Raw genomic sequence first — 11,698 nt, 5'->3', positions numbered from 1 at the left:
ATTGCGGCGTCCAGCCAGTGGCGGAGAAGCATCCCCGCCAAGAACCCGCGATCAAGACGGGATGTCATCCGAGCCACCAGCACCGTCCCAGGGATTGGGCTTCGGCCCGCGGATATTGAAGAACATGGTCTGTCGGACCCGATTCTGGTCGTGCCAAGTCAACTTGAGTCTGGCCTGGTTGAAGTTGTCCGTCGACGTGACCTCTCCCTCGAACTCGCCTCGGGACTCGCCAGACAAGTCAGGCCAGAATGCGGCATCGTCGAACGAAAACCAACCTGTGTTCGAGTTATCCATGCGGACGTTCAACGCGACGCTCTCCGGCACGAGGTTCGCAACCGCGTAGCGGCGGGACCTTCCCTCAGTTCCATCAAGAGAGAGCAGCTTCCACCTCGGTTCCGGGCCGGGCAACGGAACCGGAACTACATCGTCCCAGGGATTCTCGTCACCGGTAGCATCAGCTTCCTTCGCAGTGCGGTACTCCACCATGAGCCGCGCAAGCTCCTTCTTCGCCTTCTCCAGCTCCGCTGAGTCTGTGATCGCCTTCTCCGCGACCAGCTTCGCGGAAACCGCGACCTCCGCCGTAACCACGTCGCGGAGGCGGACCATCTCGTGCTCGTAGCGCCGTACGCTGACCGGTCGCCAGGACCACAACCAATTGGCCCCGGACCGCACGTGTGGGCCAACCTTCGGTAGACGAGAGAATCCCCACAAAAGGGCAGCGAGAATCAACCCGCCGATGATCGTCGCAGCAAGTTGGTTGTCGTTGACCCACGTCCAGAAGTCGGTCCACCACTTCACACTGTCGAAGACAGCGGCGAACGTCCGCGCCTTCCCCGGCCGAGGACGGCGGCTCCGGTAACACAACGAAGGCCCGGCGCCCTCCGAGGGGGCCGGGCCTTCTCCAGTTCTCGATTCTCAGATTTGGTTCTTCGCCTCGACATGGAGCTGACATTCGAGCCCGGTTTCTCAGCTCGCGGCCCTGTCGCCGTTGCCATCGAGTTTTCTTCCACAGAAGGACGGCAGCTGAGTGGGCCACGCTTCGCTACTGAGGGCGCCGATTCCCCTTCGAAGCGACAGGTCCACCTGTCGACCTGCCCGATGGGGGAACTACCTTGGACTGTGATATCCGAGTTGGTGTTCGCGATGACGAGTGAGCGCGGCAGTCACGTTGCTCAGGTCATCGGGAAACAGGGCCGCATAAACGTCCAGCGTGACCTTTGCGGACTTGTGTCCAAGCATCCGCTGAATGACCTTCACATTCGCGCCGGCGCTGATCGCCAAGGACGCGGCGGTGTGGCGTAGGTCGTGCGGCGTGATTCGGGTCAGGTCGGGATCTTCGGCCATGAACCTCCTAACTGCCGCCTGGAACCAGCCGTCGCGACTGTTGCCCGCTCGCAGATAGCTGCCGTCCGGGGAGACCCAAACCCGATCGTCGAGGCCCTTTGCGCGAATCATGTTGGCGATCTCCGCGTCAAGGAAATCCGGATACGCAACTACTCGGCGCTCGTGACTCTTGACGCTGCCGAGGATGTGCTTCCCGTTGACTTCAGCGACAGCTTCCCGGATCAGCAAGCGCCGCTTCACCGTGTCAACGTTGCGCACCCGCAGCGCGGTCGCCTCACCCCAGCGGAGTCCGGTGTACGCGAGGAAGCGGACCAAAGTGGGATATCGGGATGCTCGCGCGAGCGCCTCCACCTGCACGTGCGTCAGGAATGTCTCCTCGGGGAGCGGCTTCCGCTTGATCACGATGCCGCGGGCCGGGTTCTTCACGATCCGGCCGTCCTCCATCGCGTCGTCGAAAATGCCACCCAGAAGGTCTCGGGCGCGCGCGACAGTGGTGTGCGATCGAGATTCGCCGAGCTCCGTCAACCAGAGAGCGAGATCGCGGCGTGTGATCGTGCCAACAGAGTGGGTGCCCCATCGGGGAAGGACATGGACCCGCCACGTGCTTTCGACTGAATGGTGACTGCTAGCGGTGACCTTCGCCTTGTGGCGCGCCAGCCAGTCGGGTCCGAGCTCTGCAATGCGAATCTTCGAGTCCGCCGGGTCAACGTAGGACCCACGGAGCTTTGCCACCTCGACGGTAGCGAGGTGCGCTTCGGCGTCTCGCTTGAGCTTGAAGCCGCGGTCGTGACCACGCGTGCCGTCGGGCTTGGTGTACCAGACCTCGTACATCCGCCCCTTTGTCTTCGTAGAGTACGCCTTGACGGTTCCCATCAGGCGGCTTCCTCGGAAGTGCTCGCGTGCTCTTGGGCGAGCAGCCACTCATCGACGGCTTCAGGACGATAGCGCGGGCAACGACCGATCCGGATGAACTTTGGGCCGCGGCCCGTTATACGCCATTCGCTGAGGTTGCGCTCGGTCGTCCCGAGGCGCTCAGCGAGCGTTGCCGGCGTGATGAGCGAGTCGAGCAGCGGAGTGCTCGCGGCGGTTGAAGTAGACACAGGTCTCCTCTTGAAAGATCCGTGCAGAGGCACGGTTCACCTTTCAAGAGGACCTTGGTAGCCGAACCCATTAGCGGTTGCTTGGCGTATCCACTTGTCGAGCGGTTGCTCTGGCCCGTTTGTTTATATGAGGCTTGCTCCCAACTATACACACGCACCCACCTCCACCCACGTTAGGAAGTGCGGTGCTAACGTACCTGCTCCGTACCTGCGAGAAACTACCTAGCTGGTACACAACCAGGTACGACGGCTTTCCCGGAATCTCGGGGATTTCGGGGCCTGAACGAACGGTGTACCTGGTGTAACTACTTGATCTAGAGAATCAGATAGACAAGGCGTTCATTTTCATCGCTCTCTAGACGCATATGGGCCCCTCATATAAGTGGTTTGATGCTCGCAGGAGGTACACCAGGTACATTTCGATAAATTGCTGATCAGCGTGAAATTCTCGTAGGAACGACGCTCATCACTAGCTTCGGACTGGCGTACACGTTTACCCCGCGGGGCCTGGGATATTTTCTCTCGCGGCTTGTACCTGCAAGCTTCTAGTTACCTCCAGGTACGGTCCACCTCGACCGCCAGCCGCGAAGTTCACTTCGGGCGCCACGGCTCACCGCGCCCTACCGAAGCCCCTACGAGATGTGCACCCGTCGCACTGTCCGAAGTACCGCGAGCGACACCGGCCGATGCGGTCCCGCTCGGGCGAGGTGAGGACTGCGAGCTGTCGTACGGTCTTCGCCAGGCCGCTGAAGCCGACAAACGGCCTACTCGACACTCATCACCCGTCCGCCTGATCTAAGAAATCGATGACGAACATTTCGCCGTAAATATGTGGCGCGAATATTCGCTAGTCAGACATCGAGCCCGGCTCGGACCTCGCGGCAAGGATCGAGCGTCGGCAGCAGCAGCGATCCCCTAGCAAGCCGCACGCTCCCCCGCGAACTGGTCGACCGCGAAGAAGGGGTCATCGATCCCACCAACGCCAATGCAAGTCGAGCGCAGTATGGGTCACCGACCTGAGGCGCTCGGTGACCTCGCCGACGAAGAGCGTTTGCGACGGACGATCGATCCGACGCATGATCGTCAGCATCATCCAGGATCGCGCTAGCCACTCCGCATCCTGAGCGATGCTCGCAGATCTCTCCGGCGAGAGCTATCTTCAACCTGCTTGCAGCACTCCACCGTCGACGCCCTGTAGTTCCTCCCCGACGCCCCTCGGCACATCGATCTCGCAGGGTCGGGTAACACCGCGACACTGGCCCCCTGGTCTGCCGTGGAAGCTGCCGCGCTCTTGCTCGACGCCCGCAAAAGGCGGCGTCAACCGGCGGCGTCCGAGCCAGAGCGGAGCGGCGGCACGGCATCGGCGGGAGCACCCGATAAGGCCCCCGATGGGGCGTTGGAGGGCGAGGAGCGCCAGCTCCGAAGTGAGGCCCTCGACGCGCAGCGGAGAGGGTGAGGGAAACCATGAGAAGGAGCGAAGCAACGCTCGAATGGGTGCCCGAAGGGGTGTCGGCCTCGCCGACCACCGAGCGAGATTCCGACCGAGCGAAGCGAGGGTGGAAACGTAGCTCGGTGCCACCTCCCCTTATGCTCTTTCACTCTTTTGCGGCCGTTTCGAGCTCAAGCGAGAATGAGGCATCCTATTTGGTGCTTGATCTGGGAAAAGATGCGGTACCTCACTCTCAGGTACCTGACCGAAATCCACTGGGTCCGAAGGGAGGTCAGGTACCTGAGGCACCTCTTTTCCCCGGAAAGTCGGGGGTCGACTGGTACCGGTGTTTTGAACGACGTGGCACACCGGTACCAATCGTGGAGCGAAGCGAGGAAAGGGGAGCGAAGCGGACCGGTACCACCCCCGACGCGGCCGCCCGGAGGCGATTGCCTTTGGTCCTCAAGCAGCGCAGGCTGCAGCTGTGCTGCGGCCTCCTTCTGACGTCTGTTACCCATCGATGGGGTCGACGAAGGAGAGCCCGTCGGACACTGTCGACAAGGAGCACAGCGACGCCGTCGATACTTCTGTTGACCTGGTTGGGACATGCGACCGATAAGCGCCCAGTTCTGGAGGCCACTTACACTTGAGCCCTAGGCGTGGTCGGACGAAGTCGGCAGTTTCGGGGGGGGGCATCCATGCCTCGCGCCGGGGTGCCCCGGCGACGGCTACCCGCCCGCCAGGCTCCGCGGGCCGAAGGTTCCTTCTCGACGCCTCCGCCGGCGAGCTCAAGATGGCGCTCGCCTGCGAGCGGTGCTCTCGGCGGAGGTAAAGCCTCACCTCAGCTCGGGATTCTCTACGCCCCGCCAGGGGCTCTCACGCCAGTGGGTCATCCGACGGGGATGGTGGCGATCAGCGACGGAGGAGTCTGCTGAGTGACGCAGTCACGGACGCAGCGACGGGTGAGCTGGAGAGCCTCCGTCCGCGGTAGAGGTCTGGCCCCGGCGCGAGCCTTACTCGCTCTCCGCTCCCGCCCACCTTCACCCTTCTCGAAGCACAATCCGGTGCTTTAGCACCGGGGATCGTGGTCCCCAGATGGTCCGGATTGCGGTCCACAAGTGACCATTTCCGGGACAGAAGTGTCCGCAGAGTGGGCACAATCGGACCGCAACTGGACCGCTCAGCGGGCCAAACACCAGAACCGAGGCTCCGTCCGAGGAAATCGACCCCGAAACCGCACCTGTGCCCACAGATGGCCCGCGTGGCGGTCCTGTAGGGCCCACTTTCGGGGCACAGCTCACGAAAAAGGGTGTCGCAGCAGGGCCGAGGGCGCATCTGTGACCACGAATGGACCGGAAACGGGGCCAGAGTGGACCACATTGCGGTCACTACTGCCGGGGCGACCTCCGGGGCCCGCATGTGGGTGCGGCCGGCGAAAAAGAAGAACCCCCGCCACCCGGTGAGGGTAACGAGGGTTCCGTGAGAACTGCAGCTCAGCCCTGAGCGGGGAGCGTGAGGAGGTAGTCCTCGAGAGCGCGGGTGTACTGCGCCTGCTGCTCGATCGGGGTGCGCTGCGCGGCGAAGGAGAGGGCGACATTCCCGTCGCTTGAGACGTAGATGTTGCCGCCGGCGCTCATCCGCTCCGCACCCTCGGCACTGGGCTGGATGATGATCGACACCTGCTCGGAGGTGAGGAACTCGACGCAGTCCCACATGTCGGGCTCGCACCAGCCCTTGTCGCTGTTGTCTCGGGGCGCATCAATGAGCAGGCCCGCGGTCTGGAAGTAGTTGACCAGCTGCAACGCCGGCGGGAACTCCATCGGCGCTGGTTCGACGGGCTTCGACGAGGGCGTGGGCGTGCCCTCGGTCACGCTGGCCGTGTCGGAATGCGTCGGTGATGGACTCGAGGCAGCGTCGTCACCAGATGGAGTGCATCCGGTGACCAAGAGGGAAGCGATGACGAGAGCGCCAGCGGCCGGCGCGAGACGGACGTGGAACATGAGTATGTGTATACCGTGATGGGGTCGCAAGGGAAAATGGCGATTCCCAATGTCCGGAGTTAGTCCACCGCACGGGATCCGTCAGTACTAGCGGCTACGAAGATCCGGCATCTGCTCGGGCAGGAGCTGTTCGATAGGCACCTGGAACACTTGGGCGATCGCGAGAATCGACCGCAACGCTGGATTGGCGGCCGTCCCCCGGCGCGACTCCCCGCTTTCGTACTGGCGGTAGATGAAACGGCTCAGGCCCGCACGGTGGGCGACTTCCTCCTGGCTCAGCCCGCAGTCGAGACGGTGGCGGCGCAATTGCACAGCGAGCTTCAGGACGAAGTCCTGCCACTCTGCGTCTGCCGATTCCCCGCCGTTCGCCACGAGTTCAAGCGTTCCGATGTTGGCAGCCTTGTATGGGCTTACGGGTAAGCCATAGTCTGGTTTCGCGATTCCACCGACTCGCTGGTTTTGGAGCGCGAACATCCGTCGGTCCCGTATCGGGACGAGTGAGCTCCGCATCTGACCGGGCTGACGCAGAAGGAACGAGAGGAGCACAGCGGCCATGGCAAGTTCATCGTCGAGACGTAGGCCCGACGCTTGGTGGGGTGGACGAGGGCGCCCACCTGCCGCATGGAGCACGACCTTCGAGGACTTCACTAGAGGGACCCCCGGGCGCGAATGGGGTTTGGCGGCCTCATTGTTCGTCATGCACTATCGTCGCAGGCACTCGGAGGGGCCAACGTTCCGTGAAGTGTTCGAGCACCTCCTACCTGAGACTGGCGGCGCACCTTCGCTCTTGGTCGGATGGGAACCCGCCGAGCGAATGCAAACGGTGCATCGCTTCCGCTACTTCGTTCTGACCAAGTGGAAGAAGCACGGGTTCGTCGATTTTGATGACAAAGTCGCTCGAAGCCTGCGCACAGGTCCGCAGTTCCGAGACATTGCTACCCGGGAACGACATATCCAAGCGCTCGTCAGAAAGAAGCCTCCTCGATCTGGGCGAGGGCCACACGATGGCGTGGCGGCTGCGACGCTGTCCTCAGAAGGCGCAGCGGCCCGACTTCACATCAGCCAAACCGCAATGAGGCGCCTCACGAAGGCGGGGTACCTCCGTCGCGTCACGCACGAAGGTCAAGTGCTCTACCCGTCCTGGCAGTTCTCGCCACGGCCGGACAAGCCCGTGGTCGCTGGCATCGAGGTCGTCGCCCCCGCTATCCCAGAGCACTGGCCGCTGGGTGCAGAGCACTACTTCATGGCCGCCCCGCGTATGGAACTTGCAATCGACGGTCGGCACCTCTCCCCCTGCGACTGGCTCGACCTCGGCCTGAATCCACACATCGTCGCCGGCATTCTCGAGAAGTACTCCTATGACATCGGCAGATGAGCGCCCGCAGCATGCGGCGGACATGGAATCAGAGCCATGGAGCCAAGTCGACGTTGACACCGTTTCGGAGTCGATCAACACCCTCATCGAGACGGCGGCGGCGCAAAGGCGCGATGCGAAGCTCATCAGCGCCCTCCTGACCACATTGACGACGTTCATTACAGAACGGGGAGCTGACGTGCTAGCCCCGGCCGATCTGGAGGATATGACGAGGCAGCTCCGCCCCGCGTACCGAGCGAGAATTGAAGCAGTCGTCGACTCTCTAAGCGACGATGAGACAGCCGCTTTTCTTGGAATCGGCACACGCCAAGTACGGCGGCGCGCACACGATGGCGATTTGTACTTCTTCACCATTGGAACGCGACGCCGCTACCCCGCGTGGCAATTCGATGAGGAGCTCGGCGTGCTGCCCGGCCTGCGCGAGGTCGTACGGACCATGCCCAGAGAGTGGACACCTGAGCGAGCACATGACTTCATGACCGGGCTCGAGACGGAACTCAAGATCGCGGACAAGCCGATTGCGCCTCGGATTTGGCTGATTGTGGGAATGGATCCCGAGGAGATTATCAATTTAGTCCGAGAGGATGCATCACCGGATGAATGAGGCATCGTTGAGACTCGAAGAGATCTGATACGTGCTCGCCTCTACCGGCAAAGGCGACTGCCTGAGCATGCAGAACGGGCGGTGCCCACCGGTCCGTGACTTCAAGGACTACGGAGGTCGCGCGGTCTCAGGAGTCGTCGCCGGCTGCGGTCACGCATAGCGATGTCATCAATGTCGACTCCCCCAGCGCTTCTGGCTACGTTCGGAGGGTGACTGATACGAAGCATCCCAGCGGCATGAAGTTCTACCGGATCAAAGCAACCAAGAGCCGGATCGGCGCTGGGGTCGGAACTCAGGGACGGTTGGACGAGGGTGAGTTCGCGTACGCCCATTCAGAGGATCGCGAGTGTCCGAATTGCCTTCGGACATGTATGCCTCGCCAAGACGCCGATGTGCGCCGTCGCAGCCGCTCGTTTCAGATCACGATGACCGGGGCATGCGTGCTCGTTGGGATTGTCGTGTTCTTCGCGTCCGTCATCTCCGAGGGCTGGCCGTACGAAACGGATCCTGATTGGTGGCGTGCCGCGTGGAGGGGTTTCAGCGGCGTCATGGTGACCACCGGAGTCGTCTGGGCTGGAGCTCGCAATGACTTTCGGAAGAAGGACCTTTTGACGGACGTCCTGCGCGATTGGAGGCGTGGGGTTCCGTTTCTCTTTGCTGTGGTCGGTTACGGAGCCTTCCTTGTCGAGATCCTTGGCCTCGGGCGAAGCTGACCGATTGGACGTTGCGACGGTGCGCTCCTATGCGCCGCATCTGCCGCATCAGAAGCGTCGGCGAGCACGCAAGGAGAACGCCGATGATGCCCCGGCACGCCTGTTCCTGTAGACAACCACTGGAGATCGGAGCTAGGAACATTATGGGAAGTCATGGCCGAGAACAACGGTCCGACAGCCTCTCGAACAGAGCGGAACTGATAGCTGCGCATCTGGTCCGGAGCGAAACCGGTGCAGAGGTGACCGCATACGACACCGACGGCAGACAAGGCGCAGTCGATTTCGTCCTCCAGTGGTATGACGGACGGCGAGCCGCACTAGAGGTCACTATGGTGACCGAGCCAGCATCTATCGCCTGGCAAAGCATGGCGATGAAGGACGGCTGGCGTTGGCCAGCGAGTACTGGCTGGGAGTTCCGACCAGCCGAAGCCAACTTCCCGTACAAGTTCGTGCGCAGCGTTGCGGTACGAGCCGCCGCGCTCTGCGACGCCCTCGGCGTCGACGATCTTGACCTGATCAACTCTTCAATTCTGGCGGCGGATGCCGAGCTCTCGATATTCCTCGCTGAAGGGTACGGCACCCTCCGCCGAACCAACCTCAGCCCAGGGATCACGGTCTATCCCGTGACCCGCACAGAGTTCCTCGACCGCGAACCAAGCGACTTCGCCCGAGTCATCGAGTCCTGGCGCGACCACGCACATATCGGACCTCATATCGACAAGCTGATTCGAGCGGAAGGGATCTCGGAGCGCCACCTGTTCTTGGTGCCAACGGACGACGTATTGCCGTCCCGGTTCTTCACCGACGATTTCGAACCGCCGCGATCCAGGCCCGCTGGCTATGACGCCATCGATGTGCTGTGGATCTGGTCGAACTACTGGCACCGCTACCTCAAACTCCAAGGCGAATCCTCGGCCTGGATAAGGTTCCCACCTCGAGACAAGTCTGGTTCGCAGAGCGACGCCGGCGGGTGATCTCTTTGCGTTCCGCAAGCGCCTCCCTCGTTTCCTGCTACCAGAGGCGGTGGTCTCGGCGACAAGAGCCCACATGTCAGAGCGATCCGATACATTCGCGCTGTGACCGAAGCTCAGCAGAGTTCCCCTGGCGAAGTGCGCTGGATGACGGCGCTCGAGGAAATAGTTGGCACTGACGTCTTCCGTAGGGATCCAAGGGACGATGAGGAGCGCCTGCCCTCGCTATGGAGCCGGCTCCGTCGACTAGCTGACGACGCAGAATCATCGGATGCTGCCGAGGTCGCCGCGCTCTTGAGTCGAGTCGCGTCATTCAGTGCGCGACCCGATGACTGGGCACAGCCCTATGAACCGATGGTGGTGCTTCAAGATGGACGATCAACGATCCCGGACGACCTCACCGAGGATGAGCTATCGATACTTCGATCCGTCACACCACAGTTGCCCGACACGACGCTCCGAGCGCGCGTCGCTGATGTCCTCGCGATCCGCTCATCAGGCAAGGAACGGATCGGCTGGTACGAGATCGAGCTAGAAGCACTCTGCGATCAGCCACTGCAGGAAGCGATGTGGCCACGCGATGCTGATACTTGGGATCGCGCTCTACTCGTCGCGCGCCGACACGGAGCAGTCTTCGACGAGCACCTCGATCGTCTCACCTCAGCGTTGAAGGAACTCGTCCTGTCCGCCAGCCCTTCCGAGAATCCAGGCGCCGTCGCTGATGTCTTGGCGAAGCACAGCCTTGCTCGGCCGGATGCAAGCCACATCGCCGAGCGTCTTCGCATGCATGCTGCCGAGTCCACCTCACCCGACCATGACGCTCGTCGGGCGTACCGGCGTCGAGCGGCTCAGTGGTTCGACATTGCGAAAGACCTCAATGAGGCCAGCTTTGATCGTCTGGCGATCGTTCAGAGCTACGTTTCAGAAGCAGAGGCTCTGGATGCCCAGGCAGAGGCGGGATCTCACGCGCGGTCCGGGCATCTCTATGAGCAGGCCCTTAAGGCGCTCCGACAGATCCCGCGCCGTCGACGCGAATCGCTCGGGGTGGGCGACCTGACAGCGGACCTGGCACGGCGAATCCGCTCCTCCGGTGCCGCCATACTCGGCATGATGGGCGTCTTTGAGTCTGACCCCGTGGATCTCGCGGGCCTTCGCGCCGAGAGCATGTCGCGGGTCAGCGGAAAGGAGCCTCTTGCAGCATTGCGGGAATTTGTCGACCTCGCGTCGTTCGCGTCCTACGAGTCCGACCGCAAGCAGGCCGAGGAGCTCATCCACGAACATCCGCTGCAGAGCTTGTTCTCCAACACACACTTCTCCCATGACGGGCGAGTGATTCATCGTTCCAGCGGCCGCGGCGGAGACCCCATCTATGGGGAGGACCCGTCAGTGTGGCAACAGATGATCCAGATTTACGAGTTTCGTGTTTCCCTGACCGTCCAAGGAGCCCTGGCGCCCGCCTGGGTGGCGCTCAGCAATGAGCATCGACTCTCGGTGGGGGACTTTTTGCAGCTGACTCAACAGAGCTCGATCGTTCCTTCCGATCGAGAACGCATGCTGGCCCAGGCCCTGTATTACGGATACGACGGCGATTTCCTCACTGCTGCGCAGCTACTCGCTCCGCAGCTGGAGCACCTCGTTCGCCTTCACCTTCGAAACGCGGGACAGCCGACCACCACGCTGGATGAGCGCGGGATCGAAAGCGAAGTCGGCCTATCCGCGCTCATGACACGCGAATCAGCGACTGACATCTTCGGCCCGAACCTCGCGTACGAGATTCGGGCTCTGTTCTGCGGCCCGATCGGGCCGAACCTCCGCAATCAGTATGCTCACGGTCTCAGCAACGACGCAGCTGTCGGCTCAGCCGAGGCGTTGTACAGCTGGTGGTTCATGCTGAGACTCATTTTTGTCCCATTCTGGAATCACAGGCATGACGCGGAGACGGCCGATAGCCAGGAGCCCCCCGAGCGCGCGCCGGGAAGGTCGGACGACGGGCCCTAGCTGCCGGCGAAGGGACTCCATCGCTCCTTCAGTCCGCTACAGCGCTAAGAGCGCGCGCTCAGCCTGTTCTTACTTCCCTGTCTGGCCCTTTACCGACGATAAGACCACTTATCCGGACTATCGCGGCTTGACCCGCTGCGAGCAACGCCGAGCACTGGCGCCCC

At 62.2% G+C, this 11,698-nt stretch carries 10 protein-coding genes; 5 read left to right on the top strand and 5 right to left on the bottom strand.

Features of this window, described 5'->3' with window-relative positions:
- Positions 1-51: 51 nt before the first annotated feature.
- The 5 genes from ACWGQ1_RS07335 to ACWGQ1_RS07315 all read right to left on the bottom strand — a co-directional run bounded on the left by ACWGQ1_RS07335 (position 52) and on the right by ACWGQ1_RS07315 (position 6,428).
- On the bottom strand, positions 52-606 hold the full coding sequence (locus ACWGQ1_RS07335; RefSeq protein WP_452312661.1) for a hypothetical protein: 555 nt from the start codon (positions 604-606) through the stop codon (positions 52-54).
- Between the two features lie 501 nt (positions 607-1,107).
- Positions 1,108-2,217: a tyrosine-type recombinase/integrase gene (locus ACWGQ1_RS07330; protein WP_452312660.1), complete on the bottom strand. Its 1,110-nt coding sequence runs from the start codon at positions 2,215-2,217 to the stop codon at positions 1,108-1,110.
- Positions 2,217-2,444, bottom strand: a complete 228-nt coding sequence (locus ACWGQ1_RS07325; RefSeq protein ID WP_452312659.1) for a helix-turn-helix domain-containing protein — start codon at positions 2,442-2,444, stop codon at positions 2,217-2,219. Before ACWGQ1_RS07325 ends, ACWGQ1_RS07330 begins: the two co-directional genes overlap by 1 nt.
- Positions 2,445-5,366: 2,922 nt before the next feature.
- Positions 5,367-5,744: a hypothetical protein gene (locus tag ACWGQ1_RS07320; RefSeq protein ID WP_452312658.1), complete on the bottom strand. Its 378-nt coding sequence runs from the start codon at positions 5,742-5,744 to the stop codon at positions 5,367-5,369.
- A 216-nt stretch (positions 5,745-5,960) separates the two neighbouring features.
- Positions 5,961-6,428 carry a helix-turn-helix domain-containing protein gene (locus tag ACWGQ1_RS07315; protein ID WP_452312657.1) on the bottom strand — a complete coding sequence of 156 codons (468 nt, stop codon included), beginning with the start codon at positions 6,426-6,428 and terminating at the stop codon, positions 5,961-5,963.
- Between the two features lie 187 nt (positions 6,429-6,615).
- Between ACWGQ1_RS07315 and ACWGQ1_RS07310 the strand changes: the two genes are divergently transcribed.
- The 5 genes from ACWGQ1_RS07310 (at position 6,616) to ACWGQ1_RS07290 (ending at position 11,534) form a co-directional block, all read left to right on the top strand.
- Positions 6,616-7,248 carry a hypothetical protein gene (locus ACWGQ1_RS07310; protein ID WP_452312656.1) on the top strand — a complete coding sequence of 211 codons (633 nt, stop codon included), beginning with the start codon at positions 6,616-6,618 and terminating at the stop codon, positions 7,246-7,248.
- Positions 7,232-7,852: a helix-turn-helix domain-containing protein gene (locus ACWGQ1_RS07305; RefSeq protein ID WP_452312655.1), complete on the top strand. Its 621-nt coding sequence runs from the start codon at positions 7,232-7,234 to the stop codon at positions 7,850-7,852. The genes ACWGQ1_RS07310 and ACWGQ1_RS07305 overlap by 17 nt, the downstream gene beginning before the upstream one ends.
- A gap of 209 nt (positions 7,853-8,061) precedes the next feature.
- Positions 8,062-8,565 (top strand): hypothetical protein, encoded by a 504-nt coding sequence (locus tag ACWGQ1_RS07300; RefSeq protein ID WP_452312654.1) that lies wholly within the window; start codon positions 8,062-8,064, stop codon positions 8,563-8,565.
- Between the two features lie 239 nt (positions 8,566-8,804).
- Positions 8,805-9,539 carry a hypothetical protein gene (locus ACWGQ1_RS07295; RefSeq protein ID WP_452312653.1) on the top strand — a complete coding sequence of 245 codons (735 nt, stop codon included), beginning with the start codon at positions 8,805-8,807 and terminating at the stop codon, positions 9,537-9,539.
- A 102-nt stretch (positions 9,540-9,641) separates the two neighbouring features.
- Positions 9,642-11,534: a DUF4209 domain-containing protein gene (locus tag ACWGQ1_RS07290; protein ID WP_452312652.1), complete on the top strand. Its 1,893-nt coding sequence runs from the start codon at positions 9,642-9,644 to the stop codon at positions 11,532-11,534.
- Positions 11,535-11,698 lie beyond the last annotated feature (164 nt).

This window comes from Microbacterium sp. NPDC055599 (assembly GCF_053618975.1).
Note: the sequence above shows the minus strand (reverse complement) of the source record. Positions and strands in the feature narration are given on the sequence as shown.

What these genes read in the sequence shown, in the direction of transcription:
- ACWGQ1_RS07305 (WP_452312655.1), top strand. Translation starts at nt 7,232, where the DNA reads ATGACATCGGCAGATGAGCGCCCGCAGCATGCGGCGGACATGGAATCA.
- ACWGQ1_RS07335 (WP_452312661.1), bottom strand. Translation starts at nt 606, where the DNA reads ATGGTCCGCCTCCGCGACGTGGTTACGGCGGAGGTCGCGGTTTCCGCG.
- ACWGQ1_RS07330 (WP_452312660.1), bottom strand. Translation starts at nt 2,217, where the DNA reads ATGGGAACCGTCAAGGCGTACTCTACGAAGACAAAGGGGCGGATGTAC.
- ACWGQ1_RS07315 (WP_452312657.1), bottom strand. Translation starts at nt 6,428, where the DNA reads ATGGCCGCTGTGCTCCTCTCGTTCCTTCTGCGTCAGCCCGGTCAGATG.